This window comes from Exiguobacterium sp. SRB7LM (assembly GCF_015712685.1).
Lineage (GTDB): Bacteria > Bacillota > Bacilli > Exiguobacteriales > Exiguobacteriaceae > Exiguobacterium > Exiguobacterium profundum.
Window position 1 is genome coordinate 2,235,001 of sequence record NZ_VWVR01000006.1, and the last position, 22,490, is coordinate 2,257,490.

25 protein-coding genes (1 of these 25 running past the window's edge) are annotated in these 22,490 nt (G+C 47.9%); 8 read left to right on the forward strand and 17 right to left on the reverse strand.

Annotated features, from left to right (window positions below; translation table 11 throughout):
- Positions 1–385, reverse strand: the 5' end (the start) of a protein-coding gene (locus tag F3H97_RS12275; protein ID WP_196431525.1) for a substrate-binding domain-containing protein. The gene continues 788 nt to the left of window position 1, outside the view; 385 of the gene's 1,173 nt are visible here — the first part of the coding sequence; the start codon lies at positions 383–385; its stop codon lies off the left edge, out of view.
- A gap of 39 nt (positions 386–424) precedes the next feature.
- Entirely contained in the window at positions 425–1,297 is an 873-nt protein-coding gene (locus F3H97_RS12280) for a nucleotidyltransferase-like protein (protein WP_196431526.1), read from the reverse strand.
- A gap of 169 nt (positions 1,298–1,466) precedes the next feature.
- Between F3H97_RS12280 and F3H97_RS12285 the strand changes: the two genes are divergently transcribed.
- Positions 1,467–1,826, forward strand: a complete 360-nt coding sequence (locus F3H97_RS12285; RefSeq protein WP_031421140.1) for a YgzB family protein — start codon at positions 1,467–1,469, stop codon at positions 1,824–1,826.
- A 36-nt stretch (positions 1,827–1,862) separates the two neighbouring features.
- Here F3H97_RS12285 and perR read toward each other — a convergent pair whose 3' ends face one another.
- Complete coding sequence (perR, locus tag F3H97_RS12290) at positions 1,863–2,294, reverse strand: peroxide-responsive transcriptional repressor PerR (protein ID WP_031421138.1); 432 nt, start codon at positions 2,292–2,294, stop codon at positions 1,863–1,865.
- A gap of 191 nt (positions 2,295–2,485) precedes the next feature.
- Between perR and F3H97_RS12295 the strand changes: the two genes are divergently transcribed.
- The 3 genes from F3H97_RS12295 to F3H97_RS12305 all read left to right on the forward strand — a co-directional run bounded on the left by F3H97_RS12295 (position 2,486) and on the right by F3H97_RS12305 (position 5,582).
- Entirely contained in the window at positions 2,486–3,784 is a 1,299-nt protein-coding gene (locus tag F3H97_RS12295; RefSeq protein ID WP_196431528.1) for a glutamate-1-semialdehyde 2,1-aminomutase, read from the forward strand.
- Between the two features lie 116 nt (positions 3,785–3,900).
- Entirely contained in the window at positions 3,901–5,133 is a 1,233-nt protein-coding gene (locus tag F3H97_RS12300) for an MFS transporter (protein ID WP_196431529.1), read from the forward strand.
- 53 nt (positions 5,134–5,186) lie between these two features.
- Complete coding sequence (locus F3H97_RS12305) at positions 5,187–5,582, forward strand: thiol-disulfide oxidoreductase DCC family protein (RefSeq protein WP_147538432.1); 396 nt, start codon at positions 5,187–5,189, stop codon at positions 5,580–5,582.
- Positions 5,583–5,616: 34 nt separating this feature from the next.
- On the opposite strand, the gene F3H97_RS12310 is transcribed toward F3H97_RS12305, so the two are convergent.
- The 4 genes from F3H97_RS12310 to mutY form a co-directional block, all read right to left on the reverse strand.
- Entirely contained in the window at positions 5,617–7,365 is a 1,749-nt protein-coding gene (locus F3H97_RS12310; RefSeq protein ID WP_196431530.1) for an ABC transporter ATP-binding protein, read from the reverse strand.
- A gap of 39 nt (positions 7,366–7,404) precedes the next feature.
- Positions 7,405–7,947: a nucleoside tri-diphosphate phosphatase gene (gene ntdP, locus F3H97_RS12315; RefSeq protein WP_015880896.1), complete on the reverse strand. Its 543-nt coding sequence runs from the start codon at positions 7,945–7,947 to the stop codon at positions 7,405–7,407.
- An 89-nt stretch (positions 7,948–8,036) separates the two neighbouring features.
- Entirely contained in the window at positions 8,037–8,462 is a 426-nt protein-coding gene (locus tag F3H97_RS12320; RefSeq protein ID WP_196431531.1) for a hypothetical protein, read from the reverse strand.
- Positions 8,449–9,483, reverse strand: a complete 1,035-nt coding sequence (gene mutY, locus F3H97_RS12325; protein ID WP_196431532.1) for an A/G-specific adenine glycosylase — start codon at positions 9,481–9,483, stop codon at positions 8,449–8,451. The genes F3H97_RS12320 and mutY overlap by 14 nt, the downstream gene beginning before the upstream one ends.
- Before the next feature lie 88 nt (positions 9,484–9,571).
- Here mutY and F3H97_RS12330 point away from each other — a divergent pair, with 88 nt between their 5' ends.
- Positions 9,572–10,555 (forward strand): metal-dependent hydrolase, encoded by a 984-nt coding sequence (locus F3H97_RS12330; protein WP_015880893.1) that lies wholly within the window; start codon positions 9,572–9,574, stop codon positions 10,553–10,555.
- Positions 10,556–10,581: 26 nt separating this feature from the next.
- Here F3H97_RS12330 and F3H97_RS12335 read toward each other — a convergent pair whose 3' ends face one another.
- The gene (locus tag F3H97_RS12335) at positions 10,582–11,115 is read right to left on the reverse strand and encodes a YceI family protein (RefSeq protein WP_074037700.1); all 534 of its coding nucleotides are present in this window, start codon (positions 11,113–11,115) and stop codon (positions 10,582–10,584) included.
- 220 nt (positions 11,116–11,335) lie between these two features.
- Here F3H97_RS12335 and adh point away from each other — a divergent pair, with 220 nt between their 5' ends.
- The 3 genes from adh (at position 11,336) to F3H97_RS12350 (ending at position 14,065) form a co-directional block, all read left to right on the forward strand.
- The gene (gene adh, locus F3H97_RS12340) at positions 11,336–12,856 is read left to right on the forward strand and encodes an aldehyde dehydrogenase (protein ID WP_074037701.1); all 1,521 of its coding nucleotides are present in this window, start codon (positions 11,336–11,338) and stop codon (positions 12,854–12,856) included.
- A gap of 1 nt (position 12,857) precedes the next feature.
- A complete protein-coding gene (locus F3H97_RS12345; RefSeq protein WP_015880890.1) occupies positions 12,858–13,220 on the forward strand; it encodes a DUF779 domain-containing protein in 363 nt (120 codons plus the stop codon).
- Positions 13,221–13,339: 119 nt separating this feature from the next.
- Positions 13,340–14,065 carry a nuclease-related domain-containing protein gene (locus F3H97_RS12350; RefSeq protein WP_196431533.1) on the forward strand — a complete coding sequence of 242 codons (726 nt, stop codon included), beginning with the start codon at positions 13,340–13,342 and terminating at the stop codon, positions 14,063–14,065.
- A gap of 40 nt (positions 14,066–14,105) precedes the next feature.
- Here the strand turns inward: F3H97_RS12350 and F3H97_RS12355 are convergent, their stop codons facing one another.
- From F3H97_RS12355 to F3H97_RS12395, 9 genes are all read right to left on the reverse strand, one after another.
- Positions 14,106–15,176: an ABC transporter substrate-binding protein gene (locus F3H97_RS12355; RefSeq protein WP_196431534.1), complete on the reverse strand. Its 1,071-nt coding sequence runs from the start codon at positions 15,174–15,176 to the stop codon at positions 14,106–14,108.
- Positions 15,173–15,967, reverse strand: coding sequence for an ABC transporter permease (locus F3H97_RS12360; RefSeq protein ID WP_196431535.1), 795 nt, complete (start codon positions 15,965–15,967; stop codon positions 15,173–15,175). The genes F3H97_RS12355 and F3H97_RS12360 overlap by 4 nt, the downstream gene beginning before the upstream one ends.
- Positions 15,964–16,785 (reverse strand): ABC transporter permease, encoded by an 822-nt coding sequence (locus F3H97_RS12365; RefSeq protein WP_015880886.1) that lies wholly within the window; start codon positions 16,783–16,785, stop codon positions 15,964–15,966. The genes F3H97_RS12360 and F3H97_RS12365 overlap by 4 nt, the downstream gene beginning before the upstream one ends.
- Complete coding sequence (locus F3H97_RS12370) at positions 16,772–17,878, reverse strand: ABC transporter ATP-binding protein (protein ID WP_196431536.1); 1,107 nt, start codon at positions 17,876–17,878, stop codon at positions 16,772–16,774. Before F3H97_RS12370 ends, F3H97_RS12365 begins: the two co-directional genes overlap by 14 nt.
- Before the next feature lie 21 nt (positions 17,879–17,899).
- Positions 17,900–18,439, reverse strand: a complete 540-nt coding sequence (locus F3H97_RS12375) for a helix-turn-helix domain-containing protein (protein WP_015880884.1) — start codon at positions 18,437–18,439, stop codon at positions 17,900–17,902.
- Between the two features lie 151 nt (positions 18,440–18,590).
- The gene (locus F3H97_RS12380) at positions 18,591–18,860 is read right to left on the reverse strand and encodes a YfhJ family protein (RefSeq protein ID WP_196431537.1); all 270 of its coding nucleotides are present in this window, start codon (positions 18,858–18,860) and stop codon (positions 18,591–18,593) included.
- The gene (locus F3H97_RS12385) at positions 18,857–19,171 is read right to left on the reverse strand and encodes a YfhH family protein (RefSeq protein WP_015880882.1); all 315 of its coding nucleotides are present in this window, start codon (positions 19,169–19,171) and stop codon (positions 18,857–18,859) included. The genes F3H97_RS12380 and F3H97_RS12385 overlap by 4 nt, the downstream gene beginning before the upstream one ends.
- Positions 19,172–19,239: 68 nt before the next feature.
- A complete protein-coding gene (locus F3H97_RS12390; RefSeq protein ID WP_196431538.1) occupies positions 19,240–20,418 on the reverse strand; it encodes an RtcB family protein in 1,179 nt (392 codons plus the stop codon).
- 9 nt (positions 20,419–20,427) lie between these two features.
- A complete protein-coding gene (locus F3H97_RS12395; RefSeq protein ID WP_196431539.1) occupies positions 20,428–22,473 on the reverse strand; it encodes an ABC transporter ATP-binding protein in 2,046 nt (681 codons plus the stop codon).
- Positions 22,474–22,490 lie beyond the last annotated feature (17 nt).

Below are 22,490 nucleotides of genomic sequence, written 5' to 3' on the forward strand. Positions count from 1 at the left end.
CCTCAAACTTCACCGAAGCCTCGTGATCGAGTCTCGCCAATTGTTCTGAATCCGTGAACGGCTGATAATCCATCAACTCCACACCGCGTTCCTCAATCTTCAAACTATCTTGATACAAATAATATCCTTTCACAGAAGCGAATAGGACAGCACCGACCAGCGCACCCCAGCCGAGAACTTTTCGAATCTTTTGTTTTGAAAAGGACGAAATATCATAGAGTCCCATACATATGATTAGTAGAACGGCCATGTACCATATCGTCCAAATAATCGGTCGCCCAAGTGTGATGGGGTCTCCCATCGTAAAAAGGGCGACAAAGACAGAAATCACAATCGTGACAAATAAAATAAAGACGGTTCCCACGCTAAATTTCAATAGTTTCATATAACTGATTTTCTCCTCATTGTTCCTATGAAAGGGAAGTTAAGCAATCTCATAAAGCACTGCCTCTACCCCGACTCCTTTCGTCGGTCTCGTGACCGTTCGAACATACCCTTTTTTCACTAAAAAACCAATGATGCTTCCAAGGTCGACACGGAGCTCATTCAAATTCGGATGTTCCATCAATTCTGAGAACGTCCACGCTCCGCCTTTCTCCTGCATCGTCTGAAGTAATAACAACGTCCCCGGCAACACTTTCGATTGAATCAAATGTTCCATGCCAATGACGACAAGGTGGATGCGCTGTTCAAGCGATTCTTGTCCTCCGACCAATTCCTCGTGCAGCTTATAAATTTCGAGGTCAATGGCTCGTACCTGTTCCCACAATACGATTTCCGGATGAATCCCCGCCTCAAGAATCGAGAGGCGTGCCAGATGAGTGAGCGCATGATGAATCTGAGTGAAGGCGTCTTGGAACTCCCCTTCTAAAAATAGATATCGTCCGTCTTCAAACCGACGCAACAACTTTGCGAAAGAGATCGAGAGTTGTAAACGTTGTTCCCGATTCGTTAAATTGCGGTTGCGCTGTCGTAACTCTAAAATGTACTCATTTCGTTCGAACAAGACGATTCCGTCTTCAATCCAGTGAATGGCTCGCCGATTTTCATTCAAGACAATCCACCGATCCATCATCGAGTCACTGACTACGTGCAGGACGATTTTTTCTTGACCGACCTGATAGTGTTTCACCGTCCAAAACGGTTCTGGTTTTGCTTCAATCACAATGAGCAGGCGATCCGATTGATCCGTCAACGGATCACGTGCCCGCTTTTTCTTCACTTCAATAATCCCGAGTGTCGTTTTTAATGCAGCATATTCTGAGTAAATGGTGCGAGTCGCATATTCCATCGTCATCTGGACCCCTTCTCTCTCAATCGCAAGTTGACTATATATGACGATTGTCATTTTCGATACGAACCAATTTCGCCCTCTTTTCAAAAAACTCCTGCCGAAAAAGTGCAGGAACTTCTCACTCGTTTGAAGATGAGCTATGATAGAGACAGACTATTGGAGGGATTCACTCATGAAAAAACGGGGGAACAAAATCAACCGCGCACGTAATATAGCATTACTTCTTATCTTCGGTGGGATCGGGGTCATGTATCTCGGCCTTCTCGCCAAATCCATCACCTGGCTCATGATTATTTTCATGCTTCTCGGATTTGTCATGGTACTTGCGAGCTCTGCCCTTTACTTCATCGTCGGGATGGCCTCGACAAAAGCCATCATCGTGACTTGTCCGAACTGTGAAAAAGAGACGAAGATGCTCGGACGCGTCGACTTATGTATGCATTGCGACGAACCGCTCACAATCGACCGCTCACTTGAAGGTAAAGAGTTCGATGAGAAATACAACAAACGTCAGTCACAACAAACGGACTAACACAAAAACCACATCCGAGCAGTCGGATGTGGTTTTTTAATGTGTTTGCGATTGTTCAGACTGACAAGACGGGCACGTTCCGTACACTTCAAGACGGTGACGATCAACTTTGAATCCAGTCAATTGAGATGCAACCGATTCGATTTCATCTAATACAGGATAGTTAAAGTCGACGACTTTTCCACACGTGTCACAGATGATGTGATAGTGCTTCGATGTCACAAAGTCAAAACGACTCGAGGCGTCCCCATAGTTCATTTCTTGAACGAGGCCTACCTCTTTAAAGACGCGCAAGTTGTTGTATACAGTGGCCACACTCATGTTCGGAAACCGTGCGGCTAGTGCCTTATAAATGTCATCCGCTGTCGGGTGACTGTGCTCCGTGACGAGGTACTCCAAAATGGCCTGGCGCTGAGGCGTCATTCTGACTCCATGTTCCCGGAGCGACTGAACAGCATGGTCAAGCATTTCGCTTCCCACGTCAATCCCTCATTTCTTCTATAAAATTCATGCGAAATAGTTTTGAACATTAACTTATTTCTTACATAGTAATCTTTATAAATAGTGTACTGATTTCTCAACTACTCGTCAAACACTGAGCTTAAGCGGTTGACGGCTATGTTACAATAAGTGCGAATTTGAATAAGGAGGCAATACATATGACTACTTCATCAACTCGTCAGTCATCTGATGCATTGTACCAAGATGCACTCACTCATATCGTCGGAGGTGTCAACAGTCCGTCCCGCTCATTCAAAGCGGTCGGTGGCGGTGCTCCTGTATATATGGAACGCGGCGAAGGCGCCTATTTCTATGATGTAGACGGGAATCGCTACATCGATTATTTGGCAGCGTACGGTCCAATCATTACCGGTCACGCCCATCCCCATATTCATGAAGCGCTCGTCAATGCTTCTTTAAAAGGCTTACTTTACGGGACACCTCATCGTCTCGAAGTCGAGTTTGCGAAGAAACTAAAACAAGCAATCCCTTCGATGGATAAAGTACGATTCACGAACTCGGGGACGGAAGCCGTCATGACGACAGTACGAGTCGCCCGTGCTTACACCGGTCGTGAACTCGTTGTGAAATTCAGCGGTTGTTATCACGGTCATTCGGATCTCATGCTGATTGCGGCAGGTAGTGGTCCAGCGACACTCGGTTCTCCGGACTCTGCAGGTGTAACAAAAGCCACTGCCAAAGAAGTCATCACCGTCCCATTCAACGACGTCGAAGCATATCGCGAGATGATGAAAGAATGGGGAGACCAGGTCGCATGTGTCCTCGTCGAACCGATTGTCGGGAACTTCGGCATCGTCGAACCGAAGCCAGGTTTCCTACAAGCTGTCAATGATATCACACATGAACACGGCGCACTCGTCATCTATGATGAGGTCATCACGGCGTTCCGTTTCACATACGGAAGTGCCCAACAAGTGTATGGCATCGAACCGGATATGACAGCGCTCGGTAAGATTATCGGTGGCGGTCTACCAATCGGTGCTTACGGCGGCAAGGCTGAAATCATGGAGACGGTCGCTCCACTCGGACCTGCATATCAAGCCGGCACGATGGCCGGTAACCCTGCTTCGATGGCGACAGGAATCGCTTGCCTTGAAGTGCTCGAGCAACCTGGTGTCTATGAGAAATTAGACGCACTCGGTGCAAAACTGGAAGCTGGCATCCGCGAGGCGGCAGAAAAGCATGATGTCACGATCACGCTCAACCGCTTGAAAGGGGCACTCACCGTTTACTTCACGGATGAAATCGTCACCGACTATGAAGGTGCGGAAAAGTCAGATGGTGAGAAGTTCGGACGTTTCTTCAAGTTGATGCTGGAGAATGGCGTAAACTTGGCTCCATCGAAATATGAGGCCTGGTTCTTGACGACAGAGCATACGGAACAAGATATCGAAGAGACGATCGAAGCGGTCCACCGCTCGTTTGCTCAATTGTAAGAGAGGGAGATGCGCGAGCATCTCTTTTTTTGTAAAAGGGGACATCTTTAAAAAAAGTGTCTCTTTTTATCATGTACCGTCCCCCATTACAGTAGAACCAAGGAGGTGCTCACCATATGAAATTTAAAGATTTTCCATTAAATGTCCGTTTGCGACTCGTTTGCGGATTTTGTATTCGAATCGTCGGATCAGCCATTTTCCCATTCATGGCACTCTATTTCTCAGAAGAGTTGGGGAAAGTCCCCGCTGGAATCATCATGACCTCATTCGTTATCGTCGGTTACTTGACCGGTCTATTCGGTGGGTACTTTTCCGATCGGTTCAATCGGAAGGTTGTCTTACAAATTGGGCAGGTGATTCAAATCATCTGTTTTCTTGGGATGACCATCGCCATTCACCCATCAAATAACTGGGCACTCGTCGTCGCCATCCTCTACTTCGGACATGCCGTTTCGAACGGATTGAACTATCCGGCACTTGAGGCAATCGTCATCGACTCCATGGAAGAATCGAATCGAAAAGCCATCTACGTGTATGACTACTGGCTCGTCAACTTGGCTATCGCCGGAGGCGTCATGCTCGGCGGCGCCTTCTATCGCGACCATCGTTTCGCCCTCTTCATTGGTATGACGGTCATTCTCACTGTGACCACAATCATTCTTCAACGCTATTTGGTCGACACATACACCGGCAATCGTTCAACACCGGCAAATCCGATTCATGGTGTCATCGAAAACTATAAAATCGCGTTACGCGACCGCCGATGGATCACATTCGTATTTGGAAGTATGCTCGTCTTTTCGACCGAGTTTCATATGGCGAACTATATCGGTGTCCATTTAGCAGAGTCATTCGAAAGTCGTCAAATTCTCGGGATACCTTTTGATGGGGTTCGCATGATGGCGTTTATGCAACTAGAGAATACCTTGCTCGTCGTCGCCATCACGTTTGCGGTCACCGCTTTCGTCAAACGTTTCAAAGAGAAGACCGTGTTTTTCATTGGCTTATCGTTATATATCACAGCATACGCCGCCATTACCTCGATGAACTCCTTTATCGTCCTGGCCACACTCGCAATCATCTTCACAATCGGCGAACTCCTCTACTCTCCGATTCGGCAAGTGAAACAGGTTGACCTCCTCAATCCTGAACGTCGGGCTTCCTACCTCGCGTTCGGCGGGCTCACATTCCATGGAGCCAAGTTGGTTGCTGCGGCAGGAATTGTCGTCGGCGCGTTCATCGGTCCGGTCTTGATGAGCGGTTACATGTTTGTCTTCGGTGCCCTCGGTGCTTACTTGTATTATGTATCGCTCTACAAGATGCAACCTGCTCGCCAACTCGCTGCTTGACGTTTAACATGAAGACAAAACGGTAAAACAGTACGATGAAGGAGGCGAAGTACTTGCCTGCGATTGTTTTATTTGATGGCGATTGCAACTTCTGTGATGCCAGTGTTCAGTTCATCATTCGTCATGATCGACACGCCTCGATTCACTTTGCTTCACTCCAAAGCGAGGTCGGTCAGTCGCTCCGAACACGACACCGGATCCCGGAATCAGTCGACAGCATCGTCTATATTGAGGAAGGGGTTCCTTACTTAAAATCAGACGCTGCGATTCGAATTGCCGAACACCTTGATGGCCGTTGGCGCCTGCTTCGACTCATTCGTTTCATACCTAGACCGATTCGTGATCATGGATATACGTTGTTCGCCAAATATCGGACACGTCTATTTGGAAAGAAGGAAGTGTGCACACTCCCTTCACCAGATGTTCGTAAACGATTTTTAGACCGCTAAAAAAGTCGAGCCCATAGGGACTCGACTTTTTTCATTATTCAACTACAGCTAAATCTTGAATCATATACAGGTCGTAATACGCCCCGCGACGACGCATCAGCTCTTCATGCGTACCCGTCTCCATGATTTGACCGTTATCCACGACGACGATTTGATCGGCGTCCGTAATGGTCGACAAACGGTGGGCAACGATTAACGTCGTCCGCCCTTTCGTCAGACGGGCCAACGAGTCTTGAATCATCGCTTCACTTTCTAAATCAAGCGCACTCGTCGCCTCGTCTAAAATCAAGATTGGTGGATTCTTCAAAAAGACACGTGCAATCGCAAGCCGCTGCTTCTGTCCACCAGACAGTTTGACACCTTTCTCCCCGACCGGTGTCGCATATCCGTCCTGTAGTTTCGAGATGAACTCATGGGCGTTCGCTGCCTTGGCCGCCGCGATGACTTCCTCATCCGTCGCATCCGGTTTCCCCATCCGAATATTCATCGCAACCGATTCGCTGAAGAGGACCGAATCCTGCATGACCATCCCAATCTGGTCGCGGAGTGCACGTAATTTGAAATCACGCACATCGATGCCGTCGATTTTGATGCTTCCATCCGTCACGTCATAGAAACGCGGAATCAAACTGACGAGTGTCGATTTCCCTCCACCGGACATTCCGACAAACGCCACGCGTTCCCCGGAGCGGATTTGAAGGTTCACATCGTTCAACGCTCGTGCCCCGTCCTGTTCATACGAAAAGCTCACATGCTCAAGGTCGATTTTACCTGCTGTCGACAACGGGACGAACCCGTTCGGTTTCTCTTCGATATCATATGTTTCATCCAAAAACTCAAAGACACGGTCCATCGATGCGACCGACTGCGTGAGTGTCGTCGCCGAGTTGACGAGACGACCGAGCGGTGCATAGAGTCGGTCGATGTACGCGATGAACGCGACGAGCGTCCCGAGCGATACCGCTTCTTGAATGACGAGCCACGATGCCGTCGTGAAGATGAGGATTGGCGCGATGTCGGTGATGGTCGATACGACGACATACGTCTTGGCGTTCCAACTCGTATGTTTGAGTGCCGCGTTCAAAAAGCCACCATTTTGTTGTTCAAACGCCTTATTCTCATATGGCTCTAGCGCAAAACTCCGAATGACCGCCATCCCGTTGACGCGCTCTGTCAAATGCCCTTGTAAATCAGCGAGTGCCGCCGACCGTTCACGCGTCAAACGACGCAACCGCCCATAGAAATAGCGGACTGCGATCGCATAAAACGGAAGTGGTAAAATCGCGATCAACGTGAGTTGCGGGTCAATCGTATACATGATCCCGATGGCGATAAGGATGGTGACCATGTCGAGCCAAATATTCATCAGCCCGGTGATGACGAAGTCTTTCGTCTGTTCGACGTCATTGATGATCCGTGAAATGATTTGTCCCGTCTTATTGTTTGAATAATAGCGGAGTGACAACTTTTGGACGTGGTCGAATAACCGGTTCCGCACATCGAACAAGACACGCGTTGCGGCCCACTGCGCCAAATATTGACGCAAGTATTCGATCGGTGGCTTGAGGACCAAGAAGACGAAGAAAACGATGCTGAACAACCAGACGAGCGTCGTGTAGTCCTGCTTCGGCGCATCGTCCGTCAAATAGTTATCGATGACATATTTATAAAGTAACGGTAATCCGAGCGGAATGGAAAACTTCAAAATCCCGACGAAAATGGTAAGGGCAATTTGTTTCTTATACGGACGAACAAACTGCAAATAACGTTTAATACTACCCATAATGCCTCCTGACTTAAGAAAAAAAGCGGAGATGAGGAATCATCTCCGGTAACGTGCTTCGTATTCGCGATACCATTCATCGACGAATGTTGGGTTGAACGGCCCTTTCCGTCCTCGAATCCAGTTGATCAGTTCTTGTACGTTCTGCTTCAAGATTCGATCAATCGCTTTCGGATAATTCATCTCGCGACGATGCCGCTCATATTCATCTTCATCTAAAATCGTGTACGACATATCCGGGAACACCTTGATGTCCAAATCGTAATCGATATATTTGATGGCACGTTCATCCCCATCAAATGTAGTCGGCGAACCTAGATTACAGTAGTAGTAAATCCCGTCTTCGCGAATCATACAGATGACATTGAACCAATACTCAGATGAAAAGTAGCAAATTGCCGGCTCTCGCGTTCTCCATTGCCGACCGTCTGACTCGCTGACCATGATGCGGTCATTGAATCCGATCATATCCGTTTTTGACGACTGAAGGACGAGCGTTTCTTCCCAAACGCGATGCAAAGTTCCGTTGTGCTTGTAGCTCTGTATCTCGATTTTGCTACCTGCTTTGGGAAATAAGCTCATAAGCTCCTCCTTTCCGCTATGATGCTATACAATTCTCATATTTAATTATAGCGACTTTCAGAACCAATGAAAAAGGAAATCTCTTATTTTCATGAATTTAGTGTTTTTTGGAAGGCGCGCGCCCGCTCTTGGAACATCGGACGAAGCACGAAATACTCGACGAGTATGTTCGGAACATAGCTATCGAACGTTACTTCGTCGATCATGACCACCTTGCCATCACGCGACTCGAGCCGATGCACGTGTGTGAACCGCTTGAACGGAAACGGTAACGTCTTTCCTTGATCGCAGAATGCCTGGTTTCCCACCACGGTGATGGCACTGTTCCACGGCAGCTCCACCGGACCGACCCCAATGAACAACTTCACTTCATTCCCTTCGACCGAGGCGCCGTCCCCTACTAAGCGTACTTTAGGAAACTTCGTCAGTTTCGTCAAAAGCGAGGCATCCTGTAACAAATCCCAAAGCGAATCGACCGTCATATCATATGTCGACTCTACATCAAATCGTCTCACGTTCGCCACCTGCCAATCGTTCTAATTTTTGTTGAGCCACAGAAACCGTCTTCACCTCACGCTCCGAAGCGTCTAGCCAGACGACGTCATCCGTCGGAAGCGTATCGACGCGATACAAATCGATATACCAAACGATATGAGAGAAGACATGCTTCACTTGCCCGAGATACGTTCCGTTAAGTTGTTCCCCCGTTCCTCGATCCATAAGCGGATATTGCCACATCCCAGCAAGCAACCCCTTATCCGCTCGTTGTTCGTAGGCGACTTTTCCATCTTTCTCGATGCATAGCGCGTCATACATTTCGATACGTGCTGCTCCCTTCTTCGTTTTGACCGGTAGCTCATCTTGTACATGATGCGCATATGCATAACATGTGTCTTGAACAGGACAGAGTGAGCACATCGGATTCTTCGGCGTACAGACCGTCGCACCTAACTCCATCACGCCTTCGTTAAAATCGGATGCGTGAGCCGGATCCATCAATCGACGAACGACTTGTTCAAAGATTTTGCGCGTCTTCGGCAAGGCGATGTCGTCATAGATCCCGAATTGACGGGACATGACGCGCATGACGTTTCCATCCACAGCCGGTTCCGGTTGATTGTAGGCAATCGACAGTACGGCTCCCGTCGTATACGGTCCGACCCCTTTTAGTTTCTCGAAACGTTCTTTCTCCTCCGGGACGATTCCCTCGTAAACAGAAGCGACTTCTTTGACCGCTTCATGTAAGTTCCGGACGCGAGAGTAGTACCCGAGCCCTTCCCAATACTTTACGACCTCATCCGTGTCAGCAGCTGCGAGATCTTCGAGCGTCGGAAAGCGTTCCATGAACCGGTTGTAATATGGGATGACCGTATCGACTCGTGTCTGTTGCAACATGACCTCACTCACCCACACGCGATAAGGATTTTTCGCATGACGCCAAGGTAAATCACGCTTTTCCCGATTGAACCAGGTGATGAGTTCCTCGTTAAAATGATGAATATTATAATTTGTGAACAATTTATCAAGATTAAGCATTGTGTTTCCCCTCGTTTTAAAAATATTGTATGATAAATAGGAATAGATGACGTAATTCTTTCATTATTGATGGAGGTGCTGACGCACATTGGATACTGCGACACACATTGGTATGGGACTTGGTTTAAGTGCCATCGCGACGCTCAGCCCGGAAGTGTCAGGTGATGCACAACTGTTTTTAGCGATGACAGCCACGGCTCTCGTTGGCTCGCATGCACCCGACTTCGACACCGTCTTTAAGTTAAAAGGAAATAGTACGTATTTACGCCAGCATCGTGGTCGTTCACATGGAATCACCGCGCTTCTCGCTTGGCCAATCATCGTCAGCGCTGTCATCGGGACGGTTCTCGGTGTCAATCCTGCCTCCCTATGGGTCATGGCACAAATCGCCGTGTTGCTTCATGTCACGGTCGACTTATTTAATGCTTACGGGACGCAAGCGCTACAACCTTTTTCGAAAAAATGGATCGGCTGGGGCGTAATCGGGACGTTTGATCCGTACTTGTTCTCCGCTTATTACGGTGCATATGCATTATGGATGATAACGGGTGCGACTGTCCCTATTTTTGCACTGCTCATTGCGCTTGTCATCAGTTACTATGCCATTCAGTTTAAATTACGTAACCGCGCGCTCGCTACCGTGGCGAGACACTTTGCAGGGGCACATGAATTGTTCATCTCTCCAGGAATTGGTTGGGATGACTGGCATGTCGCCGTCCGTTTCCGCGATGGTCTCGGAGCCGTAAAAGTGAAAAAAGGCAAAGTCATCGAATGTGGTCGCTTCCGCGACAAACCGATGCCAGGAGAAGAAGATCTCCATTTCGTAGAGGCTCGGAAAAATGCTGACTTACAGGCGTTCCTCGAGTTTTCTAAAATTCACACGTACACCGTGACACGCCATAACGGGATGATCGAATACCGCTTCACAAACTTGCGTTATTTCTCTAAAAACATGTATCCGTTCGTTGCCGTCGTCATCGTCGACGAGCAGACGAATGACGTGTTGTCATCCTTTACAGGTTGGGTGTTTAGCGAAGACAGTCTTCAGAAAAAATTGGTATACGAACAATAAAAAGTCGCTCACCTGAGCGACTTTTCTTATGCCTCCGATTCAGTGAATTGGAGCTCGAACTCGAATTTGACTTTCTTATCGACGAGAACACCGCCCGCCTCAAGCGCTTGGTTCCACGTTAATCCATAGTCCTCACGGTTGAGCGACCCTTCTCCGGAGAAGGCGTGTTTCGTGTTGCCCCATGGGTCTTTTGCGCTTCCTTCATACTCCACTTCGAACGTCTCTTCCCGAGTCGTTCCTCGAATCGTTAAATCCCCTGTCACTTCGAATTCTCCGCCCCCTTTTGAACGAAAAGAAGTTGAATGAAAGACGAGATGCGGATGTTCCTCGGCATTGAAGAAATCGCCTGAGCGGAGGTGGTTATCCCGATCCGTGTTGTTGGTGTCGATCGATGCTGCCTGAATCGTCACTTTCACACTCGCATTCGCTAAATCGCTCGGCTCACCGTTCGCCTTAATATCAAATTCTTTGAACTCGCCCTTCACCTTGGAAATCATCATGTGCTTGACCGTGAACGTGATCGAACTATGCGCCGGGTCAATTTGATATGTCTTAGCCATCGTGACTCACTCCTTATGGATGAATTAGTGTGTACAGTCTAGTCATTTCCACAAATCTTGAGTTCAAAACGTTTTTACAAAAGATTGACAAATTATTGTCAAAAAATTTTGACTTTTATCACATCATACCGTTACGATGAAAAAAGGGAGTCGTTCGCTTACCTCCAAATGTAAGCGCATACATAACTCCTCTATCTCGTATGAAAAGGGAGGAACGATCATGATTTATGAAGTACCGAACTCAGCAGGAACGAAAGTACAGTTTAAAGACCGTTATGAGAACTACATTAACGGAAAGTGGACCGCACCGGCTGGTGGAGAATACTTTGAAAACACATCTCCTGTAAATGGGAAAGTATTATGTGAAGTCGCCCGCTCAACGAAAGAGGATATTGAACTTGCTTTGGATGCCGCTCATGCAGCCAAAGAGGATTGGGGCAAAACGTCTGTCACGGAACGTTCTGTCATCTTGAATAAAATTGCAGACCGCATGGAAGAGAACCTCGAAATGCTCGCCTATGCGGAAACATGGGAAAATGGGAAGGCAGTTCGGGAAACGCTCAACGCTGACCTTCCGCTCGCCATCGACCATTTCCGTTACTTCGCAGGGGTCATCCGCTCACAAGAAGGCGGCATCAGTGAACTCGACCACGATACGGTCGCTTATCATTTCCATGAGCCACTCGGCGTCGTCGCTCAAATCATTCCATGGAACTTCCCGATTTTGATGGCGGTCTGGAAACTCGCACCGGCACTCGCTGCCGGAAACTGTGTCGTCTTAAAGCCGGCAGAACAAACACCTTCTTCAATCATGGTTCTCATGGAACTCATCGAAGATTTATTACCACCTGGTGTCATCAATATCGTGAACGGTTTCGGTCTCGAAGCAGGAAAACCACTCGCATCGAGTGACCGTGTCGATAAAGTCGCCTTCACCGGTGAGACGACGACAGGTCGCCTCATTATGCAGTACGCTTCTCAAAACATCATCCCTGTCACGCTTGAGCTCGGTGGGAAGTCACCAAACATCTTCTTTGCCGACATCATGGAAGCGGATGATGATTTCTTCGACAAAGCGATCGAAGGTCTCGTCATGTTTGCCTTGAATCAAGGGGAAGTCTGTACATGCCCATCTCGCGCCTTGATTCAAGAGTCGATTTATGACAAGTTCATGGAACGCGTGCTAGAACGCGTCAAAGCAATCAAGCTCGGTAACCCACTCGATGCCGATGTCATGATGGGTGCACAAGCGTCGAACGAACAGATGGAAAAAATCCTGTCTTATCTCCAAATCGGGAAAGAAGAGGGCGCAGAGTGTCTAATCGGTGGAGAGCGCAACATGATGGACGGAGAGCTCGCGGACGGGTATTACATTCAACCGACCATCTTCAAAGGTCATAACAAGATGCGAATCTTCCAAGAAGAGATTTTCGGACCGGTCTTATCCGTGACGACATTCAAAGATGATGCGGAAGCACTCGCCATCGCGAACGATACCCTTTACGGACTCGGGGCAGGCGTGTGGACACGAGACATGAACCGTGCATACCGCTTCGGTCGTGAAATTCAAGCAGGACGTGTCTGGATCAACTGTTACCACTCCTATCCGGCACATGCTGCATTCGGTGGTTACAAAATGTCCGGAATCGGTCGTGAGAACCATAAGATGATGCTCGGTCACTATCAACGTACGAAAAACATGCTCGTCAGCTACAGCGAACAAAAGCTCGGGTTCTTCTAAGATGGTGAGACGAGTCGAGGCCACCCCCGCCGCGCTCGAACTCATCGAACGTCTCAAATCGAAACACGGTCCCCTCCTCTTTCATCAGTCAGGAGGATGTTGTGACGGGAGCTCTCCCATGTGTTTCCCACGTGACGAGTTCATGGTGGGCGACCACGATGTTCTTCTCGGTGAAATCGGCGAGACACCATTTTATATCCATGAGAAACAATATGATTATTGGAAACATACACAACTGATCATCGATGTGGTCGATGGTCGAGGTGGTATGTTCTCGCTTGAAGGTGTCGAAGGGAAACGCTTTTTAGGACGTTCTCGAGTCTTTACAGAAGAAGAGCGTGAGGCGCTGAAGCATGAAACCTAATCAAAAGGACCCATTTCGCTGGGTCCTTTATGATGTAAAAAACGATTATCCTCAATTGTAAAAAATATACATATGAATCATCTTGCTTCTTGTATAGTGGATACAAAGGGAGGGATTCGATGGCTTCACTACTAACAGAATTGTTCGAAGGTATTTTAATTACCTTAATCAGTCTATTCGCACCCATTTTTCTCGTCCTCACACTTATCACCCTCTACAAGGTCAAACGTTATCAAAACAGTCAGTATTCTCAACAAACTCGACATTCTTACTTCAAAGTGGTCCAAGACACCGGTCTATTCGGAGAATACTTATGTGTGGCGGAGATTGAGTCAAAGTTCTTCCAACCGTTAATTCTGACAAACTTGTATCTCCCCCATCCTTCTAAAAAAGATCGAACCACTGAAATCGATGTCATTTTAATCAACCAATCCGGGGTACATGTCATCGAGTCTAAAAACTATAGCGGTTGGATATTCGGTCGGGCACGTGACCAATACTGGACGCAGACACTCCCCCGCCGTAAAAAACACCGCTTCTTCAATCCAATCAAGCAAAATGAATTGCATCTCAAAGCCATCGAGCAAGTGCTTGGAGTGGACCGAACCCATCTCCACTCATGGATTGTGTTCAGCAATCGTTCGACGCTCAAAAAAATTGAATCTACCGAGGTCCCTGTGCTCAATCGCCAAAAATGGATCAAAGAGCTGATCACCTATCAGGACTTTGTATTCGATCTTGATGAGCAAGTCCGACTATACGAAATCTTACGCTCCTTCACACAAGTCGATACGACTGTCACCTTGAAACATATCGAAGACATCAAATCGACAATCAAGCAATAAACGAACATCCCCGTACTCAGATGAGCGCGGGGATGTTTCGTCATTTACTCTGCATTTTAAAGCGTAAATACAACTCGTTATAGTAAGCGTTCATGCGCTTCCCTAGGTTTTCATATACTTCAAGGTCTTGTGTCACTTCACGAGACGGGTAGAACCGTTCATCCGATGTGACTTCTTCATCCAAGAATTCGAGAGCCGCTTCGTTCGGTGTCGAGTATCCGACATAATCCGTGTTACGTGCCGCAATCTCAGCATCTAACATAAAGTCGATGAACTGATGTGCCCCATCCACGTTTTGTGCCGTACTTGGGATGACGAGGTTATCAAACCAGAGATTCGTGCCTTCTTCCGGAATGACATACGTCAGTTCTTCGTTCTCATACATGATTTCTGACGCATCGCCGGACCAGACGACGGCTGCCGCTGCTTCACGGTTCGCCATCAGCATTTTGATTTCGTCTCCGACGATGGCTTTGATGTTCGGCCAAAGCGTCGTTAACTTTTCTTCCGCCTCAATCAACTCACCTTTATTCGTCGTGTTGAGGGAGTACCCAAGCGAGTTCAGGCCGAAGCCCATCACTTCACGTGTCCCATCCGCAAGGAGAATGTCGTTCTCGAGTGGCATTTCCCACAGGTCGTTCCATGAAGTGATCTCACCATCGACTAGTTCAGGATTGTAGACGATCCCGACCGTACCCCAGAAATAAGGAACCGAGTACTTGTTACCCGGGTCGAACGATTTATCGAGGAAGCGCGGATCGATATTATCAAAGTTTTCGAGTTTATCGTAATCGATTGGGAGAAGGAGATTCTCCTCTCTCATCTTACTGATCGCATAATCGGATGGAACGGCGACATCAAAAGCCGTCCCGCCTTGCTCAATTTTCGTGAGCATCGCTTCGTTCGAGTCGAACGTTTGATAAACGACCTTCAACCCGCTCTGCTCTTCGAACTCACCAATCAATTCTTCATCGATATAGTCTCCCCAGTTGTAGACGACCAGTGTGTTGTCGCCGCCGAATCCTTGCGCAGCATTCAGTTGCTGAATCCAAAGAAGGAGACCGAAACTGACGATTAATGGGATCGCCAACATGATGACTAGTTTTTTCATCGTCTAACCTCCTTTGATCCTCGTTGCGCCAACACATAATATCCGATGACAAGGATGAGCGTGAAGACGAATAGAATCGCAGACAACGCATTGATTTCAAGCGAGATGCCTTGACGTGCCCGCGAATAAACTTCTACGGCGAGCGTCGTGAAGCCGTTCCCTGTCACGAAGAATGTAACAGCAAAATCATCTAACGAATAGGTGAGTGCCGTGAAGAAACCGGCAAACACCCCTGGCGTGATATATGGCAGAATGACTTTCGTCAATACGTCCCACGTACTGGCACCTAGGTCACGTGACGCATCAATCAACGTCGGACTCATCTCTTGGAGTTTTGGCAACACCAAGATGACGACAATCGGAACCGAGAAGGCGATGTGCGACAAAAGGACCGAATAAAAGCCTAACTGAATCCCAAGCATCGTGAAGAGAATCAAGAAGGACGCCCCAATGATGACGTCCGGGCTCACGATCAAGACGTTGTTCAATGATAAGAGGGATGTCTTCGTATACTTTTGTTTCGCCGTATAGATGGCGAGTGCCCCCATGACACCGAGCACGGTCGAAATCGTCGCCGAGAGCAGCGCGATGACGATTGTATTCAAGACGATGACGAGAAGTCTCGTGTCCGTGAAGAGCGACTTGTACCATTCGAGGGTGAACCCTTCGAAGTTACTCATCGTTCCGCCACTGTTGAACGAGTAGAAGACCAAATATAGAATTGGCGCATACAAGATGAAGAACACGGCCGCCAAGTATAGATTTGATAATTTGAATCGTTTACGTTTCATCGACGAACCGCTCCTTTCGCACCCCAGTCACGTGTGACGACCATGACAAGAACCATCGCCAAGATGAGGAAAACGGCAATCGTCGAGCCCATCCCCCAGTTTTGTGTGACAAGGAATTGTTGTTCAATCGCTGTACCGAGTGTGATGACCCGGTTCCCGGCGATGAGTCGGGTGATCATGAAGAGCGATAATGCCGGAATAAAGACGATTTGAATCCCTGACTTGACGCCATCAAGCGTCAACGGGAAGATGACACGTCGGAATGTCGTCCAGTTCGATGCACCTAAATCACGGGATGCGTAGACGAGTGATGGCGGTAACTTCTCAATGGCGTTGTAAATCGGCAAAATCATGAACGGGATGAAGATGTATACCGAAACAAAGACAAAACTGAAATCGGTGAATAGAATCTGTTTCGTCCCAATACCGATGGCTTCTAAAAATTGATTCGTAATCCCGTACGTCCCAAAAATTCCAAGGAACGCATACGCCTTTAACAACAAGTTAATCCATGACGGCAGCAAGATGAGTAAGAGCCAAAGCTGTTTATGCTTCGTCTTCGTCAACAAGTATGCCGTCGGATACCCGACGAGTAATGAGAAGAACGTAATGAGAAACGCATACCAGAACGACGAGAGCGTCATCGACAAATACGTCGACGTGAAGAACGTTTGATAGTTTTCTAAACTTAAATTCCCATCGATATCAAAAAAGGAATAATAGACGACGAGGACGAGTGGTGCGATGACGAACAAGGCGATCCAAATCCAATAGGTCGTCAAATATACCGTCTTTGCGGTCTGATTAGTTTGATTCATGAGGGACCTCCTCGTAGGATTCGAGACGACGGTCAAATTCTTCTTCTGTTTCACCTAGTCGCATGACGTGAATCGCTTCTTCGTCAAACGTCAATCCGATTTTTGATCCGACGATTGATTTCTTCGTCGAGTGGACGAGCCATTCGTTTCCTTCTTGGTCATAACAGCAAATCTCGTAGTGGACACCTCGGAACAATTGAGAATCGACGTCGACAACGAGTTTCGCTGCATCGACCGATGTCATCTCTAAGTCTTCCGGACGAATGATGACCTCAACTTTTTCATTGCGGTCAAATCCTTGGTCGACACAGTCAAACGTTTTACCAGCAAACGTGACGACATTGTCTTCCGGCATGACACCCGGCACAATATTGGATTCACCGATAAAGTCTGCAACGAAACGGTTGATCGGTTCATCATAAATATCAGTCGGTGTCCCACTCTGAACAATTTTCCCTTTGTTCATGACGAAAATCTCATCCGACATGGCGAGCGCCTCTTCTTGGTCGTGTGTGACGAAAATAAAGGTAATGCCAAGACGCTGTTGTAACTCACGAAGTTCATATTGCATCTCCGTGCGAAGTTTCAAGTCTAAGGCAGAGAGCGGTTCATCGAGGAGAATGACCTCCGGCTCGTTCACGATCGCACGCGCGATGGCGACACGTTGGCGTTGTCCACCTGACATTTCATCAATCTCACGCGCCCCGTAGCCCTCTAAGTTAACGAACTTTAAAGCTTGCTCCACTTTCGCTTTCACATCTGCTTCTTTCAATTTTTTAATCCGGAGACCGAATGCCACATTCTCAAATACGTTTAAATGAGGAAACAGCGCATAATCTTGGAACACGGTATTCACTTGTCGTTTATTGGCCGGCACATCGTTGATTCGTTTCCCGCTGAAGTGAATATCTCCTTCGGTCGCATCGGTAAATCCGGCGATGAGACGCAAAATCGTCGTCTTCCCACATCCCGATGGACCGAGAAGCGTATAAAACTTCCCACGCTCAATCTCAAAACTAATATCTTCAAGGACGACTGTGTCGTCGTAACGCTTTGACACGTGGTCAAAGCGAATAATTGTCTCTGCATTCATGCTGTTTCCTCCTCTGTTGACTTATAAATATGAATGGGTCGCGACGATGAGACATTCACTCTCTCCATCGTTATCGTTGACGAGTTGATGCGAATCCGAGGCGACATAATAAAGGGTTTCCCCTGTCTTGGCAAAATATGTGTGGTTCCCTAATTTCAAGGCGATTTTGCCGGACAAGACGTATACAAGCGTCTCCGAACGCGAAGGCTCATATTGTTTGAACTCTCCATGTTTGAAAAATGTGACTAGGATTGGCTCCATCTCTTTTTCATTCGATTCCGGGATGAGCCATTCTGTCCGATATTTGCGTTCTTCATCCGTATAGATGGTGCGATCGTCAACGGTGTACACCACTTTTTGATTCAACTCTTCATCAAAAAACTCTTTCGGGGAACTCCCGAGGACATTCAATAAATCGAATAACGTTTCTAGTGAGGGAGAGCTTAAATCCCGCTCGATTTGAGAAATATAGCCTTTACTCAAATCGGTACGTTCCGCCAGCTCCTCTTGGGTCAATCCTTTTTTGATCCGGAGCCGCTTAATGTTTTGACCTACTTCCAACGACTGAACGCCTCCTTCTTGTTTAGTTAAACATGAGTTCAACTAAAGAAAGTTTATCTATACTATACTTTAAAACAAACTATTAGCGACCTTCATTATAACGAATTGTTGAAGAATTGCAATAAAAAAAGTCACGCCCCAAGGACGTGACTCAGTGTAAGTTCCGTTTAGACATCAAATGCTTGAACTTTTCGTTTTTCGTTTGGAACAAATGGAGCTGTGCCCCATATGCATCGATCTGTTGAATGACGTATTGGAAAACCTTTGCCTCTCCCGGATACGGTTCGCCCGCCTTGGCAAGTGTTGTCTCAAAATCTTCCCATAACACTTCGACCCACGTCACCGCTTCTGAATCGTTCAAGACGTCATTTTTCTCTTTTAGAATGACCGCAAGCCGTTCATATTGTTCGTTCCGGTTCATCGCTTCACCTCCGACAATTCTGAGAGCGGGATGGCCCGTTCTGTCATCTCGCCTTCAAACGTCCCCCAGCCCATGACGCCGTTGACGAATTTCAAGCGAAACGGACGGTCATTGTAATTGACGACATATGTTTCACCTGGACGAAACGATGATGGGTCAATCAAATAGCTTTCGGCAATCGCAATCCGTCGAAGGACGACTTCAATTTCGCTGACCATGCCCATCTGTTCAGCCTTTCGTTTCCGTTCATGTAATGCTTGAATCTCTTGCTCTAACTCATATTTCGATAAGTCACTTAACCGCTTTTCCATATCGTTCACCTCGATGTAAGCGTATCAGATTTTACGAAAAAAGAAAAAGACGAGACTGAGCACGTGACTCAGTTCGCCTTGAAGTTGTAAAGTGGCTTGATGATTTGATCGATTTGAACGGCCGGTTCGATATAACGAACAATTTCTTTCATCGACTTATACACAAATGGTGATTCATCGATTGTCGATGGGCGAACTGATGTCGACCAGACACCTTCCATCGAACGTTTGAATTCTTTGAAATCGACGCGTTTTCGCGCGGCCGACCGAGACATGATCCGACCTGCGCCGTGTGGACCTGAGAAGTTCCAGTCTGGATTCCCTTTCCCCGTACAGATGAGCGAACCGTCTCGCATGTTCATCGGAATGATGACTCGCTCGCCTTCTTGAGCGGAGATGGCCCCTTTTCGCAGGATCATCGCATCATGATCGATATAGTTATGGACGGTGTCGAATTGATCGACGATGTTCCAATTCATCGCTTCGACGATTACATCAGTCATCGCACGACGGTTCGCCGCCGCGTATTGTTGAGCGATGCGCACGTCATGCATGTAATCGTCCATATCCGCTCCCTCCACATAAGCCAGGTCTCGAAATGGTTTCCGTGACGCCCGCTCTGTTTCCAGATAAGCCGAGATTTCTTGTTGTCGACCTAAGGCTTTCAAACGCTCAATTTCTTCTTTTACATCATATGTTTCCATCATGTGTTGAATCGCTCGCTCCTGATAGTGATCGGCAATCTGCACCCCAAGATGGCGCGAACCGGAATGAATGACAAGAAACGTACGTCCCGAGTCATCTCGGTTCACTTCAATAAAGTGGTTCCCCGAGCCGAGCGACCCGACCGAGCGCAAGGCTCGGTCGAGTTTATACGGCGCTCGCACCTCTTCTAATGGAAGTTCAGATGCGTATGGATGAACCTTCTCCCGAATGTTCATCCCGCTCGGTACGAGTTCACGAATGAGGTCATCGAGTCGTTGAAAATCAATCCGCTTGGCTTTGATCTCCGTACAAAGCATCCCACACCCTAAATCGACACCGACCAGGTTTGGCACGACTTTGTCTTGAATCGTCATCGTCGTTCCAACGACCGATCCTTTCCCCGCATGCATGTCCGGCATGATCCGAATCGATGCCCCTTGTGTGAACGGTTGGTCGAGCAATGTTTCAATTTGATTCCGCGTCATATCATCGATTCGTTCGTTAAACACTTTGGCGCGGTTATATCTCCCCTTGATTTCCATGTGACCTCCTTAACTGATGGCTTGTTGTTTACTCTGTAATTCATGCATTCGGGCGTAGACACCACCATATTCGATCAGTGACTGATGATTGCCTCGCTCAATGATTCGCCCGTGGTCGAGAACGAGAATCTGGTCCGCTTCCCGAATCGTCGAGAGTCGGTGCGCGATCACAAATGTCGTTCGACCGTACGTGAGTGTCTTGAGTGCGTCCTGAATCAATGCCTCCGTCTCCGAGTCGACGCTTGCCGTCGCTTCGTCGAGGACAAGGATGGCCGGGTCAAAGACGAGGGCGCGTGCGAAACTGATCAACTGTCGTTCTCCACTCGAGAGTGAAGCTCCACGCTCAATCACCGGTTCATCGATGCCTTGCGGTAGCTGCTTCACGAAACGGTCTGCCCCGACGGCTGTGAGTGCTTTCCATACCTGTTCGTCCGTAATCGTCTCATCGCCAAGAGTGACATTCGTGCGAATCGTGCCCGTGAACAGGAACGGGTCTTGTAAGACGATCCCGAGATGGTCTCGTACCGCCTGCGTCGGTAGTTTAGTCACGTCCATGCCATCGATTCGAAGGACTCCGGCCGAGGGGTCATAGAAACGCATGAGCAAGTTCATGATTGAACTCTTCCCGCTTCCGGTATGCCCAACGAGTGCGACCGTCTCACCAGGAGCGGCGTGTAGTTCAATCTGTTGCAACACCGGTTTCCCTGCTTCATAACTGAAGGTCACGTCATCAAAGACGACATCCCCTTTAAAGCGTGGAAGACGTTCTGATGAGACCGGTTCCCCTTTCTCGTCGAGCAGTTGGAACATCCGGTCGGCCGAGACAAGCGCTTGTTGGAGTGGTGACAATTGATTCATGATCTGTGTCACCGGCTCAAAGATCCGCGAAACATAGTCGATATACGCGTACAGAATCCCGAGTGTTAAGACACTTCCCGTACCAAGCGTTTGTGCCCCGACAAACCAGATGAGCAAGGCGAGCGCCATGTTTCGGAAGAAGTTGACGAGGTTGTGGCTCATCAACGCATCCAATTTCAACAGTTTCCGTCTCGTTTGGAAGTTGTCGCTGTTCTTCTCATTGAACTCGTCATAAACGAGATTTTCGCGGACGTATGATTGAATGATTGGCATCGTTTGAATGCTCTCGTTCAACTGCGCGTTCATATCCGCGACGAGTGCACGGACACGGAAGTTATTTTTTGTCGAGAAACGTTGGAACAACTTAATCCAGACGATGACGACCGGGATGATAATGAGCGAGACGAGCCCTAGACGCACGTCTAGGAAGAACATCGCAATGAGTACCCCAATCATCATAACGACACTTTGGAAGACGCGAGCGAGCACTCCTAAATACAGGTCGCGTATCGTCTCAGTGTCATTCGTGACACGACTGACAATCTTCCCGATTGGTGTCTGATCAAAATAACGTACCGGAATCGTTTGAAGATGCTTCATCACGTCAAGACGCATCGTCTTTACGATTTTATGCGCCGATCGTTGTAGGAGCATCTGTTGTCCCCAGTTCAATCCGGCCGCAAATAGTAACAGGACGACGTACAATCCCGATAAGAGAAGGACAGCTCGTAAATCCGTCTGATAGAACTGGAATACGTCGGTCGACGAGAGCGAGACAATATTGTCATATGTCGCTGTTTCGTCTCCTCTTGAAATCGTCAGCACGTCGCCTTCGACTTCACGGACGCCTCCGCTTATAACCGCATCAGGTACGAGATAGTAACCATCGGTCGTTTGTACGATCGAGACCGGCTGAATCACCTCTTGGCCATCTAGTCTCGTTTCTTTCTCATAAGAATCTCCATTAAAGGAAACACTACCGCCTGATTCGACTTGAACCCAGTCACGTTCGATGGCGACGATATGCTCATCGATAATGATTTTGGCGATATACGGCCCGGCAAGTTCTGCACCGACCGCTAAAAAGAGTAATGTCAGTCCGAGGAAGATGGAGCGCTTCACTTGCTTGGCATAACCAACGAGTGAGCGGATCGTTTTCTTCCGGCGGACCGGATCTAATTCATATTGATCGATCATGAGAGATTCCCCCTTTC

What these genes read in the sequence shown, in the direction of transcription:
- F3H97_RS12280 (WP_196431526.1), bottom strand. Translation starts at nt 1,297, where the DNA reads ATGACGATGGAATATGCGACTCGCACCATTTACTCAGAATATGCTGCA.
- F3H97_RS12285 (WP_031421140.1), top strand. Translation starts at nt 1,467, where the DNA reads ATGAAAAAACGGGGGAACAAAATCAACCGCGCACGTAATATAGCATTA.
- perR (WP_031421138.1), bottom strand. Translation starts at nt 2,294, where the DNA reads ATGCTTGACCATGCTGTTCAGTCGCTCCGGGAACATGGAGTCAGAATG.
- F3H97_RS12295 (WP_196431528.1), top strand. Translation starts at nt 2,486, where the DNA reads ATGACTACTTCATCAACTCGTCAGTCATCTGATGCATTGTACCAAGAT.
- F3H97_RS12300 (WP_196431529.1), top strand. Translation starts at nt 3,901, where the DNA reads ATGAAATTTAAAGATTTTCCATTAAATGTCCGTTTGCGACTCGTTTGC.
- F3H97_RS12310 (WP_196431530.1), bottom strand. Translation starts at nt 7,365, where the DNA reads ATGGGTAGTATTAAACGTTATTTGCAGTTTGTTCGTCCGTATAAGAAA.
- ntdP (WP_015880896.1), bottom strand. Translation starts at nt 7,947, where the DNA reads ATGAGCTTATTTCCCAAAGCAGGTAGCAAAATCGAGATACAGAGCTAC.
- mutY (WP_196431532.1), bottom strand. Translation starts at nt 9,483, where the DNA reads ATGCTTAATCTTGATAAATTGTTCACAAATTATAATATTCATCATTTT.
- F3H97_RS12335 (WP_074037700.1), bottom strand. Translation starts at nt 11,115, where the DNA reads ATGGCTAAGACATATCAAATTGACCCGGCGCATAGTTCGATCACGTTC.
- adh (WP_074037701.1), top strand. Translation starts at nt 11,336, where the DNA reads ATGATTTATGAAGTACCGAACTCAGCAGGAACGAAAGTACAGTTTAAA.
- F3H97_RS12345 (WP_015880890.1), top strand. Translation starts at nt 12,858, where the DNA reads ATGGTGAGACGAGTCGAGGCCACCCCCGCCGCGCTCGAACTCATCGAA.
- F3H97_RS12350 (WP_196431533.1), top strand. Translation starts at nt 13,340, where the DNA reads ATGGCTTCACTACTAACAGAATTGTTCGAAGGTATTTTAATTACCTTA.
- F3H97_RS12355 (WP_196431534.1), bottom strand. Translation starts at nt 15,176, where the DNA reads ATGAAAAAACTAGTCATCATGTTGGCGATCCCATTAATCGTCAGTTTC.
- F3H97_RS12360 (WP_196431535.1), bottom strand. Translation starts at nt 15,967, where the DNA reads ATGAAACGTAAACGATTCAAATTATCAAATCTATACTTGGCGGCCGTG.
- F3H97_RS12365 (WP_015880886.1), bottom strand. Translation starts at nt 16,785, where the DNA reads ATGAATCAAACTAATCAGACCGCAAAGACGGTATATTTGACGACCTAT.
- F3H97_RS12370 (WP_196431536.1), bottom strand. Translation starts at nt 17,878, where the DNA reads ATGAATGCAGAGACAATTATTCGCTTTGACCACGTGTCAAAGCGTTAC.
- F3H97_RS12380 (WP_196431537.1), bottom strand. Translation starts at nt 18,860, where the DNA reads ATGAACCGGAACGAACAATATGAACGGCTTGCGGTCATTCTAAAAGAG.
- F3H97_RS12385 (WP_015880882.1), bottom strand. Translation starts at nt 19,171, where the DNA reads ATGGAAAAGCGGTTAAGTGACTTATCGAAATATGAGTTAGAGCAAGAG.
- F3H97_RS12390 (WP_196431538.1), bottom strand. Translation starts at nt 20,418, where the DNA reads ATGGAAATCAAGGGGAGATATAACCGCGCCAAAGTGTTTAACGAACGA.
- F3H97_RS12395 (WP_196431539.1), bottom strand. Translation starts at nt 22,473, where the DNA reads ATGATCGATCAATATGAATTAGATCCGGTCCGCCGGAAGAAAACGATC.